Annotated in this window: 16 protein-coding genes and 1 riboswitch; of the genes, 10 read left to right on the top strand and 6 right to left on the bottom strand. The window is 55.1% G+C overall.

Going from position 1 to position 25,145, the window contains the following annotated elements; genetic code table 11:
* Nucleotides 1-3: 3 nt before the first annotated feature.
* The 4 genes from A9753_RS01975 to A9753_RS01960 form a co-directional block, all read right to left on the bottom strand.
* Nucleotides 4-972, bottom strand: coding sequence for an ABC transporter ATP-binding protein (locus tag A9753_RS01975; RefSeq protein WP_067779407.1), 969 nt, complete (start codon nucleotides 970-972; stop codon nucleotides 4-6).
* 94 nt (nucleotides 973-1,066) lie between these two features.
* Nucleotides 1,067-3,469 carry a heterodisulfide reductase-related iron-sulfur binding cluster gene (locus A9753_RS01970; RefSeq protein WP_067779404.1) on the bottom strand — a complete coding sequence of 801 codons (2,403 nt, stop codon included), beginning with the start codon at nucleotides 3,467-3,469 and terminating at the stop codon, nucleotides 1,067-1,069.
* A 365-nt stretch (nucleotides 3,470-3,834) separates the two neighbouring features.
* Nucleotides 3,835-4,995, bottom strand: coding sequence for a tetratricopeptide repeat protein (locus A9753_RS01965; RefSeq protein ID WP_067779401.1), 1,161 nt, complete (start codon nucleotides 4,993-4,995; stop codon nucleotides 3,835-3,837).
* Between the two features lie 29 nt (nucleotides 4,996-5,024).
* On the bottom strand, nucleotides 5,025-5,339 hold the full coding sequence (locus A9753_RS01960; RefSeq protein WP_067779398.1) for a DUF4235 domain-containing protein: 315 nt from the start codon (nucleotides 5,337-5,339) through the stop codon (nucleotides 5,025-5,027).
* Between the two features lie 122 nt (nucleotides 5,340-5,461).
* Nucleotides 5,462-5,571: riboswitch (TPP riboswitch) on the top strand.
* 46 nt (nucleotides 5,572-5,617) lie between these two features.
* On the opposite strand from A9753_RS01960, the gene A9753_RS01955 reads away from it, so the two are divergent.
* From A9753_RS01955 to A9753_RS01920, 8 genes are all read left to right on the top strand, one after another.
* Nucleotides 5,618-6,718 carry a thiamine ABC transporter substrate-binding protein gene (locus tag A9753_RS01955; protein ID WP_067779395.1) on the top strand — a complete coding sequence of 367 codons (1,101 nt, stop codon included), beginning with the start codon at nucleotides 5,618-5,620 and terminating at the stop codon, nucleotides 6,716-6,718.
* Nucleotides 6,719-6,825: 107 nt separating this feature from the next.
* Entirely contained in the window at nucleotides 6,826-8,514 is a 1,689-nt protein-coding gene (locus A9753_RS01950) for an ABC transporter permease (protein ID WP_067779392.1), read from the top strand.
* A gap of 2 nt (nucleotides 8,515-8,516) precedes the next feature.
* On the top strand, nucleotides 8,517-9,815 hold the full coding sequence (locus tag A9753_RS09400; protein WP_245637328.1) for an ABC transporter ATP-binding protein: 1,299 nt from the start codon (nucleotides 8,517-8,519) through the stop codon (nucleotides 9,813-9,815).
* A 187-nt stretch (nucleotides 9,816-10,002) separates the two neighbouring features.
* Nucleotides 10,003-10,965 (top strand): ABC transporter permease, encoded by a 963-nt coding sequence (locus A9753_RS01940; protein WP_067779390.1) that lies wholly within the window; start codon nucleotides 10,003-10,005, stop codon nucleotides 10,963-10,965.
* Nucleotides 10,962-11,987 (top strand): ABC transporter permease, encoded by a 1,026-nt coding sequence (locus A9753_RS01935; RefSeq protein ID WP_067779387.1) that lies wholly within the window; start codon nucleotides 10,962-10,964, stop codon nucleotides 11,985-11,987. The genes A9753_RS01940 and A9753_RS01935 overlap by 4 nt, the downstream gene beginning before the upstream one ends.
* Nucleotides 11,988-12,080: 93 nt before the next feature.
* The gene (locus tag A9753_RS01930) at nucleotides 12,081-13,742 is read left to right on the top strand and encodes an ABC transporter substrate-binding protein (RefSeq protein WP_067779382.1); all 1,662 of its coding nucleotides are present in this window, start codon (nucleotides 12,081-12,083) and stop codon (nucleotides 13,740-13,742) included.
* Nucleotides 13,742-15,658 carry a dipeptide ABC transporter ATP-binding protein gene (locus tag A9753_RS09985; RefSeq protein WP_067779379.1) on the top strand — a complete coding sequence of 639 codons (1,917 nt, stop codon included), beginning with the start codon at nucleotides 13,742-13,744 and terminating at the stop codon, nucleotides 15,656-15,658. Before A9753_RS01930 ends, A9753_RS09985 begins: the two co-directional genes overlap by 1 nt.
* Before the next feature lie 30 nt (nucleotides 15,659-15,688).
* Nucleotides 15,689-16,549 carry a glutathione transferase gene (locus A9753_RS01920; RefSeq protein WP_067779377.1) on the top strand — a complete coding sequence of 287 codons (861 nt, stop codon included), beginning with the start codon at nucleotides 15,689-15,691 and terminating at the stop codon, nucleotides 16,547-16,549.
* Nucleotides 16,550-16,687: 138 nt separating this feature from the next.
* Here A9753_RS01920 and A9753_RS01915 read toward each other — a convergent pair whose 3' ends face one another.
* Both A9753_RS01915 and A9753_RS01910 read right to left on the bottom strand, forming a co-directional pair.
* Complete coding sequence (locus tag A9753_RS01915; RefSeq protein ID WP_083090191.1) at nucleotides 16,688-17,866, bottom strand: MFS transporter; 1,179 nt, start codon at nucleotides 17,864-17,866, stop codon at nucleotides 16,688-16,690.
* Between the two features lie 220 nt (nucleotides 17,867-18,086).
* Complete coding sequence (locus tag A9753_RS01910; protein WP_067779372.1) at nucleotides 18,087-19,433, bottom strand: DUF4921 family protein; 1,347 nt, start codon at nucleotides 19,431-19,433, stop codon at nucleotides 18,087-18,089.
* A 48-nt stretch (nucleotides 19,434-19,481) separates the two neighbouring features.
* Here A9753_RS01910 and A9753_RS01905 point away from each other — a divergent pair, with 48 nt between their 5' ends.
* Both A9753_RS01905 and A9753_RS01900 read left to right on the top strand, forming a co-directional pair.
* Nucleotides 19,482-21,110 carry a cation:proton antiporter gene (locus A9753_RS01905; protein WP_067779370.1) on the top strand — a complete coding sequence of 543 codons (1,629 nt, stop codon included), beginning with the start codon at nucleotides 19,482-19,484 and terminating at the stop codon, nucleotides 21,108-21,110.
* 58 nt (nucleotides 21,111-21,168) lie between these two features.
* A complete protein-coding gene (locus A9753_RS01900; protein WP_067779368.1) occupies nucleotides 21,169-25,044 on the top strand; it encodes a DEAD/DEAH box helicase in 3,876 nt (1,291 codons plus the stop codon).
* Nucleotides 25,045-25,145: the final 101 nt, after the last annotated feature.

The following is a 25,145-nucleotide window of genomic DNA, read 5'->3' as shown; positions in this document are numbered from 1 at the left end:
GGGCTACTCACCGCCACTCTGATCGTTATCCTGTGCGCCGCCGAGTCCTTCATCGTGTGCACCAACTGGATCGGCGTGGTTACCACCATGAAATTGAGCTTGCTTTTCGTTCGGGTCGTGTTCCTCAGGGGACTTGTTGTTTCCCTGTACGTCGTGCTCGTCGCAGGGTTCGATTAGACCTAACGGGTGGCCAGTAGGTGTGAGAACGACGTGCGCACCCTCGCGCTCCTCAACATGAAGCATACGGGAGCGATCTAGACCAATGAACTGACGAACATAGTTACTGGCCGGCTCAGCAATCATTTGTGTGGGTGTGGCACGCTGCACAATCACCCCGCCTTCACGGAGCAAAACCACCTCATCGGCGAGCATAAAGGCCTCATCGACGTCATGGGTAACGAAAAGAATCGTCTTTCCCAGTCGACGCTGAAGATGACAGATCTGCTCTTGAAGTTCTTTGCGTACCAAAGGGTCGAGCGCACCAAAGGGCTCATCCATTAAAAGAATGTCACTCCCCGTTGCCAGGGCGCGCGCCACGCCTACGCGTTGACGCTGTCCACCGGACAGTTGCGAGGGATAGCGGGAGAATAACGATTCGTCCAGTCCCATGTCGGTGAGAAAACGGGCAGCAACGGTGCGTGCTTCCTGCTTAGTCATTCCAGTTAGGCGAGCTGCCAACGCAGCGTTTGTGAGGACGGTTCGGTGAGGAAGGAGCCCACCGTGTTGGAGTACGTAACCGATGGAGCGACGTAGACGAACGGGGTTCACCTCAGCCACGTCACGGCCGTTAACCACAATGCGTCCCTTGGTAGGATCGATCATTCGATTCACCATGCGAAGTAGCGTGGTTTTTCCACAACCGCTGGCTCCCAGGAGGACGGTGGTAGCTCCTTGGATGCATTCCAGAGAGAAATCCTCAAGAACGGTGCTGCCTGATGGGTAGGTTTTCGTGACGGAATCGAAAGTGATCACACCAGCACCCTAGGGAAGTATCGGGAAGCAGTCCACGCCATGGGGGTGATGTTCACTGATGACCACAAGAATGCGACGCCCCCTAGCGCATGCTTCAGTTCTGTGCATCAGTATCCGGCGTCAGCTGACCGCGGTGCACAGCGTCGAGCATCAACTGGGCCACATCCTTTACAGCCACAGTGGCTGACGCCGAGGTATTAAGTGCCGCCACCCCGTCACTAAGCATGGTGGTACAGAACGGGCATGACGTGGCAATCACGTCAGCCCCCGTAGCGGCCGCTTCATCAGCACGCATCGTGGCGATGCGTGTGCCTAGGGTTTCTTCCATAAAGGCTCGTGCGCCACCGCCGCCACAGCACATGGCGCGCTCGCGGTTATGGGGCATTTCGACCACAGTGGCGCCGGTAGCTTCTACCAGTTCGCGTGGAGGGGAGTACACCTGGTTATGGCGCCCCAGGTAGCAGGCGTCATGCACGGTGACATTCAGGGCATCACCAGGCTGAGGGGCGACGGGCTTGAGGCGCCCTTCGCGTACGAGTGTGTTGAGTAATTGGGTGTGGTGAACTACCTCGAAATTGCCCCCTAACTGGGGGAATTCACGAGAAATTGTGTTGAAGCAGTGGGCACATGTCACCACAATCTTCGTGGCCTTGGCGTCGTTGAGAGCATCGATGGCATCTTTGGCGAGCATTTGGAAGAGAATCTCGTTGCCTGCACGGCGAGCCGGATCGCCGGTGCAGCCCTCACCGTCACCGAGAACTGCGAACTTAACCTCAGCAATGTGGAGGAGCTCGGCTAAAGCGCGAGTAGTTTTCTTGGCACGGTCCTCGAATGCTCCGGCGCAGCCCACCCACATGAGGTAATCGAGTTCGGACGCGTCTTCCACATCCTCACCGATGACGGGGACATCGAATTCTAAGCCTTTGGCCCAATCCATGCGTTTGCGTGCGGCCATGCCCCAGGGGTTGGATTTGGATTCCATTTTGCGGAACATCTGCCCCAATTGCTTGGGGAAGGCTGATTCCATGAGCACCTGATGGCGACGCATATCCACAATATGGTCCACGTGTTCAATATCCACTGGACATTGATCCACGCAGGCACCACAGGTGGTGCAAGACCACAGGACGTCTTCCGTAATCACGCCACCTACAAGCGCTGCCGGGGTAGTGGCTACCCCAGTGTCCGACGGCGCAGCCTTGGCTTGCAGTAAAGCACCCAGGACATCTTTGGTATGAGCAGTCCCCGTAACGAGACCCTCGCGGTCATCAACTTGGAGCCCATCGCGTATCCCCATGTGAATGGGACGTGAGTCAACATCCTCAGCACTCACGTCCTCAGGGGTTTTGTTTAAGGCAGCGGCGGCACGAAGGTAGGGGGCTACGGCAGCGTGATGATCGCGTAGAGCCAGTGTCATAAGTTTGGGAGATAGGGGCTTACCTGTATTCCATGCTGGGCATAGGTCTTGGCAGCGGCCACACTCCGTACAAGTGGAGAAATCTAAGAGAGCGGTGACAGAAAAGTGCTCGATACGCCCGACACCGAACTGAGGTTCTTCGGGTTCAGGATCATCGGGGCCAGCGTTTTCTGCTTCTTCTTCTAATTCATCAAGACGCTCCGGGGTGAGTATCGAACCATCGGGCAAGGTGATGGGCTCAAGTGCGCCAAGCGCCGGAGAACCATTTGCCTCGCGGCGAGAAAAGATTGTGAAAAAGGCCAGGAAACGGTGCCAGGCCACCCCCATGGACGGCTGAGCAGCAACCACGACGAACCACACCATTGAGATAAGGATCTTGATGGTGGAGGTGATGATAATGGCGGCTGCTAAAGCGGTTGCTGAAGGGCTGGCCGCTAGGAGGAGAGAGGAAAGTGGGGCAGTGAAAGGAAAATGAATCGGGGTGGAAACAGCAGCGAAATGCGTATTACCTGCCTGCCCTAGAGTGTCCAACAGTGCTCGTTCAAGGATGCGAAGAATAATCACGCAGAGCACAACGCCAAGAACAACCCACTCTACAAAACGGGCCTGCGAACGAGTTGAACCAGTAAAGCGTGTGCGACCCACTAAGGATTCGTTAAAGGAACGCACTCCCATCAGGCCGATAATGGCAAGGAAACTACCTGCCGCAAAGAACTCAACAATCCACTCCCACCACACGGCATGACCAATGATGGGGAGGTTGAAGGTAGGGGAGAGGATTTGGCCATATCCGGTCACCAAGGTGGTGAATAGGAGGGGGAAACTGAGCATCACTAACCAGTGAGCCAGACGAATCCAAGGGCGGTTCTTAAATGAGGTATGGCCCAGGACTTCTTTGATCAAAGTGGCCAAGCGGGGGCCCACCGGGCGCCAACGATCAGGAGCAGGGCGGCCAACGCTCATACGGTTGAATAACGTGACGCACGCGCGGGCAAAAACCCACACACCCAGGCAGGTCAATGCACAGGCAAGCACTCCGCACACAATCTGCACAGGCAAAAGAAAGGCGTTATTCACCATGATCCTTCACAAAAACATGATGTGACACGGGCTTAGGTGAACAACACCGTAACGGCCACGTGGTCACATCAGGGATGACGGGGCTGAAACTTCTCTAAGCCTACCGGGGTGGATGGCAAACACAGGATTATGGGCCGACGTGCGCCACGCGAGGATCCTTAACCGAGAAGGTAGTTTTCTCCTCCTCCCCAGGCGTGACGAAGAATGACTCATCACATGCGAGGATGCCTGGACGAGAGGGTAGATCATCCTTGAGGAGTGAAAACTGCAGAAGGTTAAACCGCAATGACTAGATGAGTGAGAGGAAATTAGATGGCCCAGGGTGTGAAGGATAGGAATTCGTGGGAGAGGGTAGGAAGGGGAGGTTAGGAAGGATTGATGGGCCACTCGGGATGAGTTAGGCGGCGAACTGCTCCCGCATGGGCCATGAAAATTGGGGCAGTGCGGGGATGGTTTAAGCCATAGAGCGTGATGGCAGCATCTCGAGTTGCACGTAACTCCGCTTCACCAGCATCCACATCGCCAAGTGCCAGGTATGTGATTCCTAGCCAGGCACGGGTGTGCAAAGTTTCGGGATGAAGCTCGCCCAATACATAACGCATCGTGTTGGCAGCAGGTCTGAGGTATTCCAAGGCCTCAGATTCGTGACGGCAACGATGATAGGCGCGGCCAAGAGCACCTTGCTCATGAGCTGCACGAGGGCTCATAGAACCTTGCTGATCTAGGGCAGCATGCCAGGCGTCAAAATGCTCATCAAGAGCGGTCATCGGATGTACAGCATCCCTGGCTTCTTGGGCGTCAAAGGCGTCTAGACAATCAGTCCACACGTTATGTGCGCGGGAAGAAAGCTCTTGGGCCATCTGTGAATCGGTGAGTTCAATCTCGGCAATTTGTGGGCCAAGAGTCACCGTCATCATGAGTGCTTCGGTGATACGGCCAGCATCGAGATGTTTGCGAGCTTGAGTGATGGGGACATGCAGCGGATGGGTCTCAGGCTCAAACACCATCGTGGGGGCATGTGTGGGAGTGATCTCAGAAGAAGCGTAGAGATCGGCGGACTGATCGAGAGCATGGTTCAGGGCGCTAGCGGCCTGAGAATCAGAGACGGAACTCGTGGTATCCGTGATGATCCCATAGCCCGAATCATCGCGAACATCAGTGATGATGCCATAGACACTGTGAGCAGCAATCAGGGCTGTGGCTGTGGCTCCTTGAATGCTTGTGGTGTCTGAGGCTGTGGCCTGTAATGACGAGGATGATCCAGCAGATGGGCTCAATGACGAGGGAGTCGATAGCGGGGAAACAGATGGTGAAGGGGTAGAAAGTGATGCGGCGGAATCACCTAATGGTGCGGCGTCGGAAGAAGGTGCTGAGAGGCGGGATGAGGGGTTACTTACCGGAGTAGGAGCATTCTGCTCCGGAATAGGAGACGACTGTGGAACAATCCCATAACCCACTGGTGCCTGTGTAGGCATTACGCCATAGGCGTGCTTCGGTTGGGGGACAATCCCGTAGCCAGTCGTCATCAGTCCTACTCACGTCAGATGAAAAGGAATCAGGCCTTCGCTGACATCTTCTCGCCGGTTAGAGGATTAAGATCCTTGCCGCCGTACCACTGAGCCACACCACGCAGGCTAAGTTCACGAACTACAGCCATGGTGGCGCCAGAAATCACAGCGAACACAGCAACCTCGGCCACGCGGTAGTCAAGAAGCTTGTCCTCATCCTTGGGTGCATCGTTGCCGGTGACCATTTTCCAGCCAATGGACACAGCCTTGTCGGCAATGAAACCGCTGGCCAGGGTAGCCAGAGCGGCGGTGGCCTTCCAGACTAGGTCTGGCTTGGGAGCGTTCTTGTCCTTCTTGCCCATGACAGGAATCCTTTCGAACAGGTAATGGGACTACTGGACATTCTTCCCTATCGGGTGGGATGTGCGCAGCAGCACGTTCACCTCTTGATTCTTTCATGCTTTCTATCGGTTATGGTGGTGCTGACCACTGACAGGGGAGCCCGCACCACCGCTGGGCTGAGAGTGCGCACATGCGCAGACCCTTCAACCTGATCCGGCTAGTACCGGCGAAGGGAGTCGGGAAGTGTTCTCCGCTAGCCACCGGCTATGCGCCCTCCGAATCACTTGGAGGACAATTCATGTCTCATCACGCCACGAGCATGCTGCTCTCTCGCCGTGCGATTCTCGCATCCGGCGCCGCAGCAGCCACCGCAGCGGTCCTGGCCGCATGCTCTAATTCCGGATCCGCCTCCGGTAAAGCCAGCGGCGCCCCCGCAGACGGCGGAAAAGGCAAAGTCACCCTCGTCGCCCACAACTCCTTCAAAATCAGCGATGAACTTAAAGCTGAATTTGAAAAGGAATCCGGCTACACCCTTGAGGTAGTCGCTGCAGGCGACGGTGGCGAAACGCTGAACAAACTTATCCTCACCAAGGATGCTCCGATCGGTGACTGCTTCTTCGGCATCGATAACACCTTTATTTCCCGTGCGTTGGGTGAAGGAATCGTTGACGAATCCATGAGTTTCGCTATGCCGGACAATACTGACCAGTACCTCGTAGACGGCAACCTCGCCGTAGCACCTATCGACGTGGGTGACGTATGTGTCAACGTGGATACTGAATGGTTCAAAGCTAAGGAACTTCAAGCCCCTAAGACTTTCGAAGATCTGACAGACGCTAAGTACAAGGATCTTTTCTGCGCGATTAACCCCGCCACTTCTACCCCCGGTCTGGCCTTTATGATCGCCACCGTGGGGCACTTTGGTGCAGATAAGTTCGGCGACTACTGGAAGAGCCTGAAGGATAACGGCACCAAGATTGATTCCGGTTGGGAAGAGGCCTACTTCACTGACTTCACGCAGGGCGGCAATAACGGTACCTACCCCATCGTTGTCTCCTACTCATCGTCCCCAGCTTTCACCGTTTCCAAAGACGGCGAAACCACCACTGCCGCACTCTTGGACACTGCATTCCGACAGATCGAATATGCCGGTGTGCTCAAGGGGGCAGCTAACCCCGAAGGTGGCCGTGCTCTGGTTTCTTTCCTCCTGGGCGCCAAGTTCCAGGAAAGCATTCCCGCTGAGATGTACATGTACCCCGTGGATCAGAGCGTGCCTCTTCCTAAAGATATTGAGAAGTTTGGTCAACTCTCACCCGATCCCGTCAAGGTCACTCCTGACGACATCTCTGCCAACCGTGAATCCTGGATCCAGACGTGGACTGAATCCGTGGGACTCTAAAGCGAAGGCAGGTGCGGTTTTTTCTGAGTCGCTGAGATTCGCCCTCCTAAGCAGGGTGGTTCTTTGCTGATTCTTACCGCCTTCTCCCTTGGTATTGGAGATCAATCATGATGAGTGCAGGCCAGCGTCCACGTACATCCGTGACCGTACGGGTGGCGTGGATGCTGGCCGTCCTCATTCCTATGGGCTTCCTGACCTTGTTTTTCGCTTGGCCTGCAGCCACGTTGATTGCACGCGGGTTCGTCACTGACGGACATGTGGATTTTAGTGGCGTATGGGATGTGCTTACTCGCCCACGCACCGCACGTATCGTGGGGCAGACCCTCACTCAGGCCATCATTGGTACGTTTTTGTGTGTGGCTCTGGGTATTCCTGGCGCCCACATTCTTTACCGACGCCGTTTTCCCGGCTACCGCATTCTGCGCGCCATTGTCATTGTCCCCTTCGTGCTCCCTAGCGTGGTAGTGGGTGTGGCTTTCCATGCTCTGGTCACTCGTGGCGGCCCGCTGGAGTTTCTTCACCTCGACGGAACAATGAGCGCCATCGTGGCAGCCCTTGTGTTCTTTAACTATGGGCTCGTGGTTCGTACAGTAGGCACTATGTGGCGTCGTTTAGACCCTAGAGCTGAACAAGCTGCACGTTCACTTGGGGCTGGACCGAGGCGTGTCTTTTTCACTGTCACGCTGCCCTCACTGATGCCCTCTATTGCCTCGGCGGCCAGCGTAGTCTTTCTTTTCTGCGCAACCGCCTATGGCGTGGTGCTGGTTCTTGGTGGCCCTGCAATTGGGACGGTGGAAACTGAGATCTATTTGCTGACCGCCCAGTACCTTGACTTGCGTGGCGCAGCGGTGCTGAGTGTTCTTCAGGTCCTCATCATTGCCGTGAGTCTTTGGATCGCAGATCGGGCTCGCCGAGCTACCCAAACCCGCCTCAACATGCGCGTGAATACTCCGCCCACTGCTCTGCATCGCGGTGACGTTCCTGCTCTCTTCCTTACTCTTGTGACCGTCGGTGGATTGCTTATTGGCCCTATGGTGATCCTGGTGTTGCGCTCATTGCGCCGCCAAGGCCAATGGACTCTTGCGAACTATCGAGACCTAGCTGGAACTGGTGAGCGCAATGCTTTACTTGTGCCTGTTTGGGACGCCGCCTATAACTCCATGGTGATGGCGCTTGCAGCCACTCTTATTGCTGTACTTGTGGGGTTGACTGTGTCCATGGTGGTCTCTAGGCATCCACGGTCTTTGGCTTTGGCTAGGGGGATTTCTCTTCTTGACGCCGCATTCATGCTTCCGCTCGGCGTGAGCGCCGTGACAGTCGGTTTCGGTTTCCTTATCACTTTGAACAAACCACCCCTCGCTTTGACACGTTCATGGTGGATTGTTCCCGTTGCTCAGGCTGTTGTGGCTGTTCCGTTGGTGGTGCGAACTTTCCTCCCTGCTCTGCGTGCTATCGATCCGCGTCAACGTGAAGCAGCTGCCTCGCTGGGAGCAAGTCCGGCACGAGTCCTTGCCACAATTGATGGTGTGAGTATCCTGCGCTCAGCTGGATTGGCTGTGGGTTTTGCTCTAGCTACCTCTATGGGGGAGTTTGGTGCCACATCATTTCTTGCGCGTCCCCAGATTCCTACCTTGCCAGTCGTTATTTACCGATTGGTTGGTTCTCCTGGAGCTCAAAATCAAGGAATGGGCCTAGCCGCATCGGTCATCTTGGCTCTCTCCACTGCCGCAGTCATGATGGCCTGCGAAGCATTCTCTCAACGCACCGGTGACGCCACCCACCAAGGAGTGCTCTAACCATGACCACCACATCGCCATCTTTCACACCAGACGAGCAGATGACTCCTGATGAATACGTCGCTTCCGATGGGCGTGTTCCTTCACACAAGAATGCAGACTCCGCCGGGCGGACCAACCCAACCTTGCAGGCAGAGGCTAGGGGAGCGGTGCGTGAGTGTGAGGATTTAAGAGTGACAGATATGTCTCGGGGACTAGGAATCGCCGATGTCAGCGTGACCTACCCGGCTGGCCCATGGGGCCAGCCGGTCCACGCTGTTCGTAACGTCAACCTCACTATTGGCCCCGGACACATCGTGGCATTGCTCGGTGCCTCAGGATCAGGAAAATCTTCACTCCTACGTGCGGTAGCCGGACTCGAAGACGTCGCCAGCGGAGACGTGACCTGGGATGGACGCAGCGTTGTACGCACCCCCGTCCATCAACGGGGATTCGGCCTCATGTTTCAAGAAGGCCAACTATTTGCCCATCGCTCCGTGGCAGGAAACGTGGCTTACGGCTTAGTTTCCGCAGGAATCCCCAAAGTCAAACGCCAAGCCATTGTTGATGAAATGCTTGAGATGGTGGGCCTGCCCGGATACGGCAACCGCCCCATCACCACGCTTTCCGGTGGACAAGCCCAACGAGTAGCCCTTGCCCGAGCCCTCGCCCCTAACCCACGCTTACTCCTGCTCGACGAACCCCTCAGTGCCCTTGATCGAGCATTGCGCGAACAACTTGCCATCGACGTACGTACCATCGTGAAAAGTGGCAACACCACCGCGATGTATGTCACCCACGATCATGATGAAGCCATGACTGTTGCCGACAGAGTCGGCATTATGGACAACGGTGAACTTATCCGTATCGATACCCCCGCCGGCCTCCTCACTGATCCTCGCTACCTCGAAGTCGCAAGTTTTATGGGCTTCGCACCCTTCCTCACTCCTGCCCAAGCGCACCGCCTGGGGCTCACCGCTCTCGCTAACCGCAGTGACAATCAGCTGGACTCCTTCGTAGCACTTGGCCAACGCGCCATGACAATCGTTCGAGCCTATACCTCGCTGACGAACGGCGAGCAGATAGACAATAGAGGTGAGAGTGATCAGGTGATCTGTGGCGTCGTTCAGCAAAGCAGAATTCACCAGGGCATGCGTGAATGTGATCTCACCATTGATCAATTTATTGATGAAAAAACCGGCAAGCCATTGATTTTCCAGGCGCGTGCGCCGATTGATGCTCCGGTAATTAAGGCCGGATGTACCGTTGACGTGCTCATTGATGAATCATGCTGTGCTAATGTGTTCGCACGTAATCGGTGACGGATCGTATGTTCGAGGTTGCCGTTCCGTGCAAATATTGTGATACGCGCTATCTTCAGTGAGGTCTTGGAATATGAGTATGCGAATGTGTGGTTGTACTTGTCGTTAAAGACAGGCCCATACTCCCGTTCGCTACTCAAGACCCGTGAGGTGCCACGTGCACACGTCCAACCAGGACACCCCAACCATGAAAACCGCCATCTCAGGCGTTGAGGCTGACGTGCCCGCAACAGACGTGCCCAACGAAACTCGACGTGCTGTGGGATGGCGATACATTGCCGGGCGATTCGCTAAAGATCGCTGGGCGGTATTCGGCGCTATCATCGCCGTTCTAACCATTTTCGTCTCTCTTTTTGCGCCCTTCCTTGCACGCAGTTTGGGATCAGACCCCTATACCTATCATCTCGATCTCTTGGACGGCTCCGGTCTTCCTAAGGGGCGAATGGGGGGTGTGAGTATGGCTCATCCTTTCGGTGTAGAGCCCCAAACTGGACGCGACCTGTTCGCCATCGTTATTGAAGGAACACGGACCTCTTTCTTCATCGGAATGGGTGCCACGCTTGTGGCTATTGCTATCGCCGTGCTGCTGGGCGTGAGCGCCGGATATATTGGCGGATGGTGGGACGCACTGATCTCCCGTTTGACTGACGTCACCTTCGGTTTTCCCCATCTCGTTTTCATGATCGCTGTTAGTGCCATCATTCCGGCCAGTGCTAACCGTATTGTGGTCATGATCCTCATCATCGGTGTGCTGGGCTGGCCTTCCACCGCACGCGTTCTACGTAGTCGTACTCTCGCACTGCGTAACCGCACCTTCGTGGGAGCCTCCCGCGCCATGGGGGCTGGAACATGGCACGTCATGGTTACCCAGGTGCTCCCTAATCTTGTTGCCACCATCATTGTGTTCACCACGATCTCTATCCCCGGAAAAATTGGTGCCGAAGCTACCCTGTCTTTCCTTGGAGTAGGCGTGGTCCCGCCCACTCCTTCATGGGGGCGCACAATCGGTGCTGCCGTCCCCTGGGTGAGTACTGATCCTTGGTATCTCCTCTTTCCTGGCCTTGCCCTTTTCATTGTCACCTTGTCCTTCAATCTCTTGGGAGATGGACTACGCGACGCTCTTGACCCACGAACAGGAGACAACCGATGACCATCTCATCCATCCTCTCCTCACATAGAGTGTTTGGTCCGCGAAGTTTCTACATTCTGCGCAGACTCCTCTCCACGATTGTGGTCCTTATCCTCATCACATTCCTTACCTTCGCCGTATTCGAGATGTGGCCGGCCAACCCTGCCCAACTCGCCTGTGGTAAGCCCTGCACCCCCGAAAACCTTGCCCGTGCGCAAGACTTTCTTGGCTACAACAAGCCTTGGTATTTGCAGTTCGTGGACTATCTCAAGGCTATTGTTGTGGGGCGTACTTTCGGCTCTGGTGCAGGCGCAGTGGTCTGTTCAGCACCCTGCCTCGGATACTCATTCCGGCTCAACACGCCTGTTACTGAACTTATGGCCGCACGCGTCCCCGTGACTTTCTCGTTAGCCATTGGGGCGGGCATTCTCTGGCTTGTAGTGGGTGTTGCTGCTGGCATGATCAGTGCACTACGCCGTGGTACTCGTTTGGATCGATTCATTATGACCGGAACAGTCATCGGTGTTAGCGCACCATCATATTTAGTGGGGCTGCTGGGTATTCTTGTCTTGGGATTCTGGCTCGATATGGTGCCCGTGGCGGGTTATGTTCCACTGACGCAAAACCCTGTGCAATGGGCTTGGCACCTAATTTTGCCCTGGTGCGTTCTCGCGCTCATTAGTGCTGCTGTCTATGCACGCATGGTGCGTAGCGAGATGCTAGAAAACCTTGGAGAGGATTACGTGCGCACTGCGCGAGCAGTTGGACTCCCTGAACGAACTGTTATCGGTCGGCACGTTATGCGTAACGTTGCCCTTCCCGTGGTGACGTTTTTCGCTCTTGACCTGGGAGGAATGCTCGGCGGCGCCGTTGTCACCGAACGTGTCTTTTCCATGCAAGGCCTTGGTGCCCTGCTTATGGATGCGGTGCAAACAAGTGACATTCCTGTGGTCATGGGCGTGACACTTTTGGCTGCAGCCTGTGTGGTTGTTGCCAACCTCATCGTTGATCTCATGGCGGTCTGGATTGATCCTCGCGTCTAAGACCGCAACCGTATCCCGGGTCGTAGATAACACGAATACCTGGGGTTATAGACAAGAAAATACGTGAAGAAACAACCCTTGGAAGGACACATCATGTCTCACCCCTTGAAACCGTCACGTCGCGGCTTTATTGCAGGCACCACGATGACTGCATTAGCAATGACATTGGCAGCATGTGGGGCGAACTCCTCCTCCACTAGTGCTCCTAATGCAGAAGGAAAAGAAGGTGGCACTCTCACCATTCTCACCTCTGATACGGACATGAATTTTGATCCTGCCAAGAGTCAGTCTCTCGCCATTACTTCTCTTGCACTGGTTCACCGCCGTCTGACTGCTTGGTCCATTGAGCCAGGTAAAGAAGCCAGGGTGGTTCCTGACCTGGCTACGGATACCGGAACAGTCTCTGACGATGGCTTAACCTGGACTTACACCTTGAAGGACAACCTCAAGGATTCTGACGGCAACCCCATTACCTCCCACCAGATCAAATACGGTATTGAGCGTACGTTCGCCGACGCTCTTTCTGGGGGCTTGAGTTACCACAAGGTCCTCCTTGAAGGAGCCGAAGGGTACGTGGGCCCCTATGACGGCGCACACCTCGATTCCGTAGAAACCCCCGATGACAAGACCATCATCTTCCACTTGGTCCACCCCTTCGGTGATTGGCCTTGGATTGCGTCTACGCCTGCTTTCGCCCCTGTCCCTGAGGGTGACGACCCGAAGACTTACTCCCGAAAGCCAGTTGCCTCTGGTCCTTACAAGGTCAGCGAATATCAGCAAGGTGTATCGGTCACCCTTGCCCGTAATGAGTACTGGCAACGCGACACTGACGAAGTGCGTACTGCGCTACCTGACACCATTGTCTTTTCTCTGGGGCAGGATCAATCCGTTGCTTCACAGCGTCTTATCGCTGATTCTGGTGCCGACAAGAACGCATTTGGTTCGAATCTCGTGGGCGCTGCACAACTTGCGCAAGTCATGGGTAACCCCACCGCGCGCGACCGTCTTGTTTCTTCTGATCCTGGTCCCTTGCTTTATCTGGCAATCAACAATGAGCGCGTCACCGACCTCAAGGTTCGCCAAGCGATCAGCCATGCGGTCAATAAGGACGCTGTAGTGGCAGCACTGGGTGGTGAACAGGGGGCAGCCCCCGCCAGCACCTACATCACCCCCGGTATTCCCGGGCGTGAGGAATACAACCTTTATCCCACAGATATGGACAAAGCTAAGCAATTGCTTGAAGGCGCCGATGTTCCAAGCAATTTTGTGCTACTTGTTCGCAACCGTGATGCTGATATGGCTGTTGCTGAAGCTGTTGCTCAGTCTCTGAGTGAACTTGGTCTTAACGTCCAGATCGATCCCGCTGAAGGAGAAGTATTCTCTGAGCGCACCACGCAGGGGGATGGATCTAGTTACGATCTGGCAATTGCTGGCTGGAACCCAGACTATCCTTCAGCAAACGCCAACATTCAGCCACTTTATGATTCACGTGAAATTAGCAACGGCGGCCAGAATTTCTGCCGTTACTCCAACGCTGAAGTGGACGCAGCTATCGAAGAAGCAGCCCAGGAAAACGACCTCGCTAAAGCTAGTGAAATGTGGGCAGCCCTCGACAAGCGTATTGCTGAAGATGCACCTTCCGTGCCTTTAGTATTCCGCCGCTACTCCTTCTTGCGCGGAAGTGGCGTGACCAACTTCTTCGTTGAAGCATTCCCTGCATACCCCAACTATCTTGTTCTTGGAGTGAATTCCTAATGACACAGCAGGAGGCCGTTGCGCGCCTGAGTGGTGTGAGTGTCCAGTTCGCTGGAGCATCTCAACCTGCAAGTAGTGAGATTAACCTGGAGATCCTTGCCTCACGAGTACTCGCACTCGTGGGGGAATCGGGCTCCGGTAAATCAGTCACCGCTTTGGGCTCTATCGGCCTCCTGCCATCAACGGCAACGGTGACCGGTTCCGCTGTTATCGGCGGAACCGAGTTCATCGGTGCTTCACGTAAAGTCCTTGATGATGCCCGTGGACGGCTGGTGGGAACTATTTTCCAGGAACCCACTACTGCTCTTGATCCACTGTTCACCGTGGGCTTTCAAATTGCTGAAGCAGCCAAAGCCCACCCAGGCTCTTGGCGAGCGGACAGCACACGCGAGCATGTTATCTCTCTGCTTACCCGAGTAGGTCTTAATGACCCGGAGCGCATTGCCCGTTCCTACCCTCATCAACTTTCCGGTGGGCAGTTGCAGCGTGCCTGCATCGCCCTGGCCCTTGCCTGCGATCCCCCCTTCCTCATTGCTGATGAACCTACTACTGCCCTTGATGTGACCGTTCAGGCGGGTATTCTCGATCTGCTGCGTGACATCACCTCTACTGAGGGGGTGGGTGTTCTCCTTATCACTCACGACATGGGCGTGGTAGCTGACGTGGCTGATGATGTAGCCGTGATGCGTCATGGGCATATTGTGGAACGTGGCAGCGTGGACGATATTTTTTACAACCCTCAGCACCCCTATACCAAGCAATTGCTTGCCAGCGTTCCGCGTCTGGATGCTATTCGTGGCGTTCATGAAAGCACTCTCCCCTCCGAACGCGAACACATGTCGTGTGATTCGTTGACCGGTTTGCGGGCAATGGCTAATGATGAACCGAATGAAGAGAATGTGCCTGTTGAGGTAACTTCTGCTTTTCCTTCTGCTGAGGTATCTCAGGCTGCTGATGGAGTGAGTGTTTCATGCACTGCTACATCGGTCCCGCAGTTTTCGTCTAAGTCTGCTGAATTTCGAGACAGTGAACTCTCTTCTGCTCATCCATTAAGCATCGATAGTGTGGCATCATCTCCGCACGATTCCGCCAGTGAAACTGCTCCCGTGGTGAGTGTGGATCACCTCGACGTGGTCTACAAGACCCGACGCCGTGCGCCTTTCCATGCTGTACGTGACGTGAGTTTTGAAATTCCCTCCGGTAGCGTTCTGGGGCTAGTAGGCGAATCAGGTTCCGGAAAATCGACCATTGCTAATACCCTCATCGGTCTGGTTCCTGTGGCCAGTGGCAGCGTCATCATTGATGGTGTGCAGGTGGCCGGCGCTAAACGCAGGGCTCTAACCCCCGTGCGCAAGCGACTTGGTGTGGTTTACCAAAACCCTGCTTCTTCGCTGAACCCGCGTCGTACTGTGGGGTTCTCTATCGCTGAACCCCTTGTTTTGAACTCTGATATGGGCCGTAGTCAGCGCCGTGCACGTGTTGAAGAACTTCTCGATGCCGTTCAGTTGCCTCGCGATTATGCTGACCGTTACCCCCACGAAATGAGCGGGGGCCAGCGCCAGCGTATTGCTATCGCTCGCGCACTCGCTTTGAATCCGCGTTTGGTAATTGCCGATGAACCGACCAGTGCTCTCGATGTTTCTGTTCAAGCGGTGGTACTTGATCTGCTGTCATGCCTCCAGCAGGAACTTGGATTCGCCTGCCTGTTTGTCTCTCATGACCTAGCCGTGGTGGAAAGTATTGCTGACTCCATTGTGGTTCTTCGCCACGGGGCTGTTGTTGAATCTGGTTCCACTCGTGAAGTTTTGGCGAACCCCACGCATCAGTACACTCGAGATCTCGTGGCTGCTGTGCCTGTCCCTGATCCCATGATCCAAGCTAAGAGACGGCTAGCCCGCGACGAGACACTCATCTAGGCTAGATATAACCCATATCAAGGAGCCACCATGCCGATTAGTTCTGCTCATCGTTTCACTGAAGGTGACCTGCCCGTTGAAGCAGGTCGATACCGCCTGGTGGTTTCAGGATTCTGCCCTTGGTGTCGCCGTGTTCTTATCGCACGCCGTCTGCTGGGCTTGAGCGAAGCCATCCCTGTGTCTCTCAGTTATGGTCGTGGTAACGATGGTTTTTGGGAACTGACTGACGAACATGGCGAACCAGGTGTAGACCCTGTACTCGGATGTCAGTCTGTGGCTGACGTATACGCCACCACCCCTGGATACACTCCCCCTCCCACTATTCCTGCCCTGGTCGATATGACCACCAAGCAGGTGGTAATGGCGGACTCAGGTGCACTCCTGGAAGATCTCGCAACCGCATGGAAGCCCCTTCACGCAGCCGGCGCCCCTGACCTCTACCCCGCAGATCGTCAACTGGCCATCAAAGGCTGGGATGAATGGATCGGTGAACATATCAACAACGCTCATGGCTTCATCACCCACACTGACGATGAAGAAAAAGCCCAGATGGCTGCCGATAAGTTCATGATTTCCCTGGACGTGATTGACACAATTCTTGCGCGAGCCACTCACATGGAACCATCCCGTGAAGCAGCACTGACACTTACTGATCCCCCTATCCTGGCTTCCACTCTAGCCACCGGCCAATTCTTGTGTGGCGACGAACCCACCGGCCCAGATATTCGCCTCTTTACTACTATGCAGGCATATGTTCACGGTGACCGCCACCGTTATCCCGGTGGAGCACCCTCCATTTCTTTCTGGCCGGCGTTAGCACGTTGGTTCCACGCCTTGGAATCACGACCCGGCTGGGTAGGTCCTGAAGAGCGCAGCGCCCTCGGCATTTAACTATCGTTTGTTTTCCACGTGACTGACGTGAAGGCGGATCGTAAATCGTGAAGTGCTGCGAGATCGCTGAAACGTTAAGCCCACCGGCTAGTATCTGTGTGCTCATCTGAGCAAAGGATCATTGGAGTGCAATCAGGGTTATTCTCCGGAATCATGAGCGTATATAGCGAGGTAGTTTTTTCTTTTTGCGGTGAGCATGACGAGACAGATGAGCCAGCCGCACGCAGCGGACCACATTGCCAATACTGGTCCGTAGTTACTGATTAGCATAGATAGAACGGAACCGATAGGTGCACCAGCGAAGACAATGGAACGGTAGCGGGAAATAATATCGGCTTGCATGTCACCTTTTGCCATTCGTAGTAATGCTGAAGATGAACCAACGTTCCAAACGCCCATGGAAATACCATAGATAATGCAACACAACATTATAGAGGGTGCCGCTGGTAAAAAGATGAGGCCGAAAACTGCAAAGAAGCGAACTAAATCAGCAATATTGGCGTAACTCCATGAATCAATCTTCTGAACCACGTAGATGAACGCGAGGTTTGCAACGATCATTCCTCCACTCATCGCGCCATTGCAGAAACCGTACATCGTGGATGAAAGACCATGGTGGTTAAGGAGGAGAACGGGGTATGCGGCATTGAAGACACCGGCGCTCACATTGGAAATAAAGCCAACGCAGGCAAGGAGAAATGCGAGTTGAGGTAACTTAGTAGGCAGATGGGGCTTTTTTGATATTTTCTCACTTCGCTTCGTGACTTGAGTTTTTAGGGATGATGGTGCGATTAATATCGTAAAGAAGCAGGTAGTAAATATGGCGATGATAATCGGGGCGATAGGAGAGAGAGCAAAAAGCATGCCACTGAGCGGAGCTCCGATGACGCTCCCCAATGCTTGAAGCGTGGAGAGTTTGCCGTTTAATTGTTCGAGGCGATCATCGTCCGCGACCTCTATCACTAAGACATTTATTGCGTTATCAGTAAATGGACGAATTATGCCAATAGTAAGTGCAAAAACAATGCCTTGGATGACTTTATTTGTTTCAGGGGTGAGGCAGAATATTGTACACGCAATAACATTGAGAAGTAGTGAAATTGCGAGTATGGGGCTTGTTCCGAAACGTTGAAGTGATCGTGCAACTACTGTTCCAAGTACCACAGTAGGGATAATTGACAGTAAACCGATGATGGCACTGATTTTCATGTCGCCCTTATCAGAAAGGACGATAAGCATGATTGCTGTACTTTCTAATGAAAATACTAAACGTACTGCAAACCCAAGGGCTACAACTAATAACTCGCGATATTTCATTGCCTTCTAAAGTTCTCGTGCCGTGATGAATTGATCATCAAGAAGTTGGTGGTCATCCTTGGGAGAAAAGGAGGTAATGTACTTTCGATAAGTCTTTCGATTTTTTCTTACCTCGCATGTGCGTTTTATGTGTACCCATGTCAACACTGGAACGCTCAGGTATAACTAGATCTCTCTCATGGCCTGTGATGCGGCATGGCTCACAGTAAGGAAACGCCTACTATACCCTGGTGAGGAAGGGGTTGTAGCGCAGCATATTTGGCGTACGCGGGCACTCATTGCCAATAAGTAAGTCTTCAGCAATCGCGCCTTCGTGACGCAGACGCATCAACTCACTCACTACGCGTTCACGCAGTGTCCATGGGTCAATCGTGTTGATGTAAATCTTGGTGCCCCCCTCAAAACCAGCGACGGTCGATACACGCCACTTGATATTGATATGCCATGGCATTGGCGTATCAACATCGAGGGGAGTATGGTGCCATTCTTCGTTGCAGGGAACAGTGGGGCCTGTAGCGGCGTGCACCGCATGGAGAACATCAGCCATGCCGTCACGTTCATCAGGATCCATCGTCCACGGTTCAGTGCATGATGAGCGTGAGTACACCTCCACCGTGGGATAACGGTGGCCAAAGCCAGCAAACGCCACTGCATGATCATTTGCGGCAATAAGCAACTTCTGTTGAGCCGCATAGTTCACAGCCAAATCATTAAACGAGTTAGGGTTGTGGTGAAGTAGATTCACCTCACGCTGCGTACTGACCCCATGCTCATCAATGCCCACCAACTGCTTGTGGAGGTGGTCAAATGAAGCACCAGCAGGGCGAAGCCAGTTTTGGAACACCGCCACATATCGCACCCACGGGTTTGAAAGATAAATATCCTTCATTCCTTCAATCGTGAAAGCGATATACGCGCGGTGCTCATCCACACTCAACGTGCCACTTGATGCCAACTGCGAGGCGTAATGAGCACCATCAACCACATGGCGCCGCCCCACAATCACATCGTGACCACTAGCGAAGAAAGGACGAACCTGTTCACGTAACTCATCCAGGCTTATCTGATGATCAGTAGGTAGGGGAGTGCCACTGGCAGCCATCTTCGTGCGCACAATCGCACGACAATGCTCAATTCCACTGGAAGTGGACAGGTAGGCATTGAGATGTGCTATGGCGTCATCACTCATATGAGAGCCGTAGTTGGCTGACCAGAAATCGAAGGACAGAATCTCGAATAAGTTAGGAATACGACGGAATTCGGCCACCGTTGCATGCATATCGTCGGCACTTACACCCACGATGGTGTGCCAGGAACCATCCGTGTCACGAACTACACGCGCCTTCTCTGGAGGAGTCAAAGCATAGTTATCCTGGCAAAATGCGCACATACGGGTGCGTTCACCTTCCTCTAACACTTCATCCGTGGCCGGAGGTGGCGTCAACGGGCGGTTTCCCCGGCCCGGGACAGTCCACACATGTGTTCCGGTAAATGGATTGATCTGCTTCACAGTCCCATCAGGTAGGCGAGTTAAGGGAGCGGAGGGTGCAGAAGAAAATGCATGCATACCAGTATTGTGAACCCTAGTGACGTCCCCCGGTAGGAAGGAAACCGCGTGGCCGAGGCATTCCAGTCCCTCTTTTGGGTAGCGATGGTGGCGTTTGTTGCACCAGTGCTCTCTTTTCTCATCCCTCGAAGAATCGTTCCTGAAACCGTGCTGCTGCTTGTCGGTGGCATCCTCATTGGTCCGTGGGGACTTGGGCTTGCCTTTAACACTGCCCCAATCGAATTTCTCCGTGAATTCGGACTAGCCTTCCTTTTTCTCCTAGCTGGTTACGAAATCGACGTCAACGAACTTAAAGGTGTAGGCGGGCACCATGCGATGGTTGCTTGGTTGTTCTCCCTAACCCTTGCCTTCGGTGCCGTGGCCGTGCTCGGTATTGATGAGGGCGGCCCCTTTACTACACGAGGTATTGCCATCGCCATCGCTATGACCTCAACCGCCTTGGGAACGCTCCTGCCCATCTTGCGTGAGAGAGGGATGCTTCCGACGGCGGTGGGGGCCACAGTCCTCAACCATGGGGCTGTCGGTGAAGTGGGCCCCGTGATCCTGATGGCTCTTTTGCTTGGCTCCCATTCCCCAGTGCGTGGACTAGGTATCCTCTTTATCTTTGTTCTGGTCACTGTCGCCATTGTGAAATTCACTGACCGAGTCAAGCGCTTTGGACAAAAGATTACCGATTTTATCCACCTGTCTTCCCGTACCACCGCACAAACCTCTATTCGCATCACGGTACTTCTTTTGGTGGCCCTATGCGCGCTCGCGGAAGTCTTCGAACTCGACGTGGTACTTGGAGCCTTCGCTGCCGGTTTCATCCTGCGTCACGCCCTGCCTGAGGGAAACAAAGAATACGAAGAAAAACTTGACGGCCTGGCCTACGGTTTTTTCATCCCCCTCTTTTTTGTCACCAGCGGTATGACCATCTGGATGGGCGCCGTAGGCTCCAACGTCCGTGGCTTACTGGCGTTCATGGTTCTGCTCATGCTTGTGCGTGGTGTGCCCGTGTGGCTGGCCACCTTCGCCGAACGCAAGATCGGCGGCGGCCGTGTCTTCTCCATTCGTCAGTGCTTCCAAGTCTCCCTCTATTCCACCACCGCGTTGCCCATCATCGTGGCTGTTACCCAGGTGGCTGTGGCTGCGGGAGCTATGGACCAGCGCAACGCTTCTACCCTCGTGGTGGCCGGTGCGCTGAGCGTCCTTATCATGCCTACCGCTGCTCTGGCTTTTGCCAAGCCTAGCGATAAGTCTCCGCGTAATGAGACGCTCGGTGTGGTTCAGGGACCGGCCCTGCCCGGCCAGGCTGCTCCCGCAGACTCCTCAGTTCCCTCCGCTGACCTCATCTCTAATTCCACTGATTCTCCGCACGCTACGGCCCCCGTCAGTGTGGCTCCCACTGCAGCAGGCCGCGCAGCTACTGCAGCACCCCAGGGATCTGATCGTTCTGCGACGTCGCGCGCTCCCGAACGTCTTCACGCTCACCCTCGTCATCATCACCGTCCCACCGTCACCCGGGACATTGTGGAAGAACGCATCCTCACCCACAAGATGGCCCAGATTGACTTAGAGCGCGCTCTGTGGCGTGAACAGATGCGCCGCTCGGTCCACCGTTCCCACAAGAGCAACGGTGACAGTGGAGCAAAAACTCGCCGCCGTAGGCACCACTCACGCAAGAACAAGAAATGAGGACCGACTAGGTCAGCCTGCTTTTTGTGCGCGCTAGGACCCTTGTATTCTGGAAGTTATGGCGCGCGCACCTCTTCCCACCGATTGGCCCGTAACCGTAGACCTTGCGGCCTTACGCCACTATGCCGGTCAAGCCACCTTCAACCGTGGTGAAGGCTTGTTCCAAGCAGGCAATGTGCTCACCGTATCGATGGCTGGCTCGGGGGCATTCCTCAGTGGAAAAGTCCGCTCGACTGAGTCTGGTACCTACGATTGCGTCATCTACGGGGCGGCCCATGAAAAGGGGATGAGTTGGAACGGATCATGTACCTGTCCCGTGCGTTCACGATGCAAGCACTGCGTGGCTTTGATCCTGGCTGCTCGCTACATGGGATCTCATCTTGATGACGAACGCCCAGTAACTCAGGCTGCAACGTCCTGGAGTGATGGTACTGACGAGGAAACTGATAACTCAGTAGCCGGTAGTGCTCAACGAGAGGGGGGCTCAACGGCTGAAACTTTTCGGGGTACTGGTGCCGGAGAGACAGAGCGTTCCCAGAACACTGCCGTTTCCTCAGAACAGGGTGATCTGTGGGCTCTCATGACACCCACGTCACGGATAGCGGGGACTAAAAAACAGAACACCGCAGGCGGACGCGGTAGCGCAGCCTCGACAACGCCAGAAAATACAGGGGCTACGAGCGATGACACATCCTCTACCCAGCAGGCCGGGGGACCAAGACACGCCACCACATCGCCATCGGTCAACCAGCCGCGCCCCGTGGTCCCCACCATTAACCCGGAGCGCAATCAACGGCGCTGGCGGGAGCGCCTCGACCGACTCATCCCGGATCAAGACCGCAATCCCATTGAGGTGGCTCTCCTCTTTGAACCACCGCAGAAGCCTGCGAGCAACCGCTACTATGTGCCGCTGACACCGTCATGGACTATTCGCCCTGTTACCAGAGGTAAACGAGGCTGGGTGAAAACCGGCATCAGTTGGGACGAAATTGACCGCGGTGACTACATGGGAAAACTCCCCGATGAAGTCACCCATACCCTTATGATGATTGCCTCTCTCAGGCGAGCCACCTCCGGCTACTACGATGACCCCCGTGCCGCGCGTCTAGACTCCCTAGGAAGCGGCATCTGGTCATTACTCAAGCGCCTGCAAGAACTTAGTATCCCCCTGGTGCTGCGTCCCCAATCCAAACAGGCAAGCAGCACCCCAGAGATCATCATCGCTCCCTCAGTTGCGCCGAGATTGCACGCCGAACACGGTAAGAATGGTGTGATTACCGTGCGCGCGGACTTAGACCGCAACGATTTAAAAACCGTCCGTCAAGCCGGCAACATGGCCCATAGCGGATATCTGGCCACACGAGACTGCGCTGACGCACAAGCCGTTCACGCCACTCTCGCCCAAGCTGTGGGTGACCGCCTGGAACGCTCCAGCATCTTCAGCACCCAAGCCCATGACTATGTGGGAATCCCCGCCACCGCCATCACCTACACCAGCGATGAAACTACCATTTTCGCCCCTATCGTCCCCGCGCCCACCGAGGAACTGAGCAACCTGATCACCGCGGACAAAGCCTGCATTGAAGTTCCGCCCGTGCAGCATGACGTGTTCATCGACGATGTGCTTCCCACCCTCTCCAGTTCCCGCATCCACGTCTCCACCGACGATTCCATCCAAGCCCCAGTCCCCATGGAGCCTAAAGTCCTCTGCCGCCTGACTCGCGTGGAGGCTGAGGTCTTCACGATGAATGTCTCATGGCATGTGGCTCTTGTGACGGAACAGGGGGAAGTGCGCCACAGTGACGCCTGGGCCAAGGCTGTTGACGGCCAAACTGAACTCCCAGGTCCCTACAGGGCACGTATTGACCAACTGGTTAGCGCCATTCAGGCCCATTACCGCCACCACCCCTACGTCAATTTCACGGACGCTACCTACGATGCCCGCGGTGCGATGGCGGTGATGGACCAGGTCATCCCCTCCATCGCTACCGACAAGCAAATCATCGTGGACAAGGTGGGGCACATCCCCCACTTCACCGAATTCCAGGGAACCCCGGAAATCCTCACCAGCGTTGACGATTCCGATGAACGGGATTGGTTCTCTTTGTCCGTGCGCATCGCCCTGGGAGACGAACAAGTTCCTCTCGAACGTCTCATGCATGCCCTGGCCCATGGCCAAGACGTGATCTTGCTGGACTCAGGTACATGGGTGGGGCTGGATCAACCCGATGTACAGCGCCTGGCCTCCCTCATGGCCGAAGCGCGCGATCTGGCTGACCCGCGCCACCACACCGAGGACGGCTCGGTGATGATCTCCCGACTTCAAGCCGGCTTCTATCAAGACCTAGTGGAGATGGGCGTGGTGGCGCAGGCTTCCGAACGGTGGAAACAGGGCATCGCTGACCTCATCACGCTCAGCAAACGCGCCAACAACCCTGCGGATGAATCCTCTGATGCCGACGCCGCACCATCACTCCCAGCACACACTCCACTCCCGCAGGACTTCACCGCCACACTGCGCCCCTACCAGCATGAGGGCTACCAGTGGCTCTCACTGCTCAAGCGCACGGGGCTGGGTGGCATCCTGGCCGATGACATGGGCCTGGGTAAGACCGTCCAGGTTCTTGCCGTGATTCAGCGGGCCATTGAGGAATCGGTGGAAGCAAGCGGTGAGCGTCCTGCCCCGGTTCTCGTGGTGGCGCCCACCAGTGTGATTGGTTCCTGGGTGGAACAGGCTGGTCAGTTCTGCCCCAGCATGCGCGTAGTGCCCCTGTCCAAGACTTCCAAAACCCGTGGCACCACGGTGGCCGAAGAATGTGCAGAGGCGGATGTAGTAGTTACGTCGTACGCCATCGCCCGTATCGATAGTGATCAGTTCACTGCAGTGGACTTTAGTTGGCTCGTGGTGGATGAAGGTCAGTTCGTTAAGAACTACCGCTCAGCCACATACAAAGCTATTCGTAGCCTCAAAGCCCCGAACGCCTTAGTCATCACAGGCACGCCCTTGGAAAACTCCCTCATGGATCTGTGGGCCCTGGCCAGTATCGGTGCTCCCGGACTGCTGCCCTCACCTGACCGATTTATTGAGGTCTACCGCAAGCCCATTGACCAGGGGGACAAGAAAGCACTCGAGCGTCTGCGCTCGCGCCTGGCGCCATTCATGCTGCGCCGGACTAAGAATGATGTGGCCACGGATCTGCCGCCCAAGATTGAACAAATCCTCAGCGTAGATCTTACTCCGGCTCACCGCCACGCCTACGAGGCTCGTCTGAGCCGTGAACGTCAGCGCATCCTTGGATTACTGGATGAGGACTCGGCAACAGCACGTTTTAACGCGCTGCGTTCCCTCATGGTGCTGCGTCAAATGGCCTTGGACCCAACTCTTGTTGATGGTGAAGAGGAAGTAGGCCGTAGCGCCAAGATTTCTGTCCTCCTAGACAACATCACTCCTGTTATTGGCGAGGGACACCAAGCGTTGGTCTTCAGCCAGTTCACCTCTTACCTCACCATGGTCAAGGATCAGTTGGAGAAAGCGGGTGTTTCCACGGCCTACCTTGATGGCTCCACATCCAATCGTGAAGCCGTGATTGAGCAGTTCCGCAGTGGTCAGGCCCAGGTCTTCCTCATCTCCCTGAAGGCCGGCGGCTTTGGCCTCACCCTGACCCAGGCGGATTACGTCTATGTCTTGGACCCGTGGTGGAACCCGCAGGCGGAAGAACAGGCAGTGGACCGCGCACATCGTATTGGCCAGGAGCGTCCTGTTATGGTTTATCGCTTGGTGGCCACCAACACCATTGAGGACAAGGTCATGGCGTTGAAAGCTAAGAAGGCTGATCTTTTTAATCGAGTGGTTGAAGGAACAGCTGATATGACTCGAGGAGCCAGTGCTACTGCGGCCCTAACGAGTGAGGATATCCGTTCTCTCGTGGAGTAGCACTCGATTAGCACTGCAACTGCCCCAGGCTGTGGCTTTGGTGGGCACGATGAGCAGAGAAGTTCTGTGGAGAGCCAACGATCCCACCGCATGGCATGATG

The sequence above is a fragment of the Actinomyces vulturis genome, assembly GCF_001687305.1.
GTDB lineage: Bacteria > Actinomycetota > Actinomycetes > Actinomycetales > Actinomycetaceae > Actinomyces > Actinomyces vulturis.
The sequence above is the reverse complement of the archived record's forward strand: the minus strand, read 5'-3'. Positions and strand labels throughout refer to the sequence as shown.

Bases quoted from the DNA above. Each gene is read 5' to 3' on its own strand.
- A9753_RS01970 (WP_067779404.1), bottom strand. From the start codon at position 3,469: ATGGTGAATAACGCCTTTCTTTTGCCTGTGCAGATTGTGTGCGGAGTG.
- A9753_RS01965 (WP_067779401.1), bottom strand. From the start codon at position 4,995: ATGACGACTGGCTACGGGATTGTCCCCCAACCGAAGCACGCCTATGGC.
- A9753_RS01960 (WP_067779398.1), bottom strand. From the start codon at position 5,339: ATGGGCAAGAAGGACAAGAACGCTCCCAAGCCAGACCTAGTCTGGAAG.
- A9753_RS01955 (WP_067779395.1), top strand. From the start codon at position 5,618: ATGTCTCATCACGCCACGAGCATGCTGCTCTCTCGCCGTGCGATTCTC.
- A9753_RS01950 (WP_067779392.1), top strand. From the start codon at position 6,826: ATGATGAGTGCAGGCCAGCGTCCACGTACATCCGTGACCGTACGGGTG.
- A9753_RS09400 (WP_245637328.1), top strand. From the start codon at position 8,517: ATGACCACCACATCGCCATCTTTCACACCAGACGAGCAGATGACTCCT.
- A9753_RS01940 (WP_067779390.1), top strand. From the start codon at position 10,003: ATGAAAACCGCCATCTCAGGCGTTGAGGCTGACGTGCCCGCAACAGAC.
- A9753_RS01935 (WP_067779387.1), top strand. From the start codon at position 10,962: ATGACCATCTCATCCATCCTCTCCTCACATAGAGTGTTTGGTCCGCGA.
- A9753_RS01930 (WP_067779382.1), top strand. From the start codon at position 12,081: ATGTCTCACCCCTTGAAACCGTCACGTCGCGGCTTTATTGCAGGCACC.
- A9753_RS09985 (WP_067779379.1), top strand. From the start codon at position 13,742: ATGACACAGCAGGAGGCCGTTGCGCGCCTGAGTGGTGTGAGTGTCCAG.
- A9753_RS01920 (WP_067779377.1), top strand. From the start codon at position 15,689: ATGCCGATTAGTTCTGCTCATCGTTTCACTGAAGGTGACCTGCCCGTT.
- A9753_RS01915 (WP_083090191.1), bottom strand. From the start codon at position 17,866: ATGAAATATCGCGAGTTATTAGTTGTAGCCCTTGGGTTTGCAGTACGT.
- A9753_RS01910 (WP_067779372.1), bottom strand. From the start codon at position 19,433: ATGCATGCATTTTCTTCTGCACCCTCCGCTCCCTTAACTCGCCTACCT.
- A9753_RS01900 (WP_067779368.1), top strand. From the start codon at position 21,169: ATGGCGCGCGCACCTCTTCCCACCGATTGGCCCGTAACCGTAGACCTT.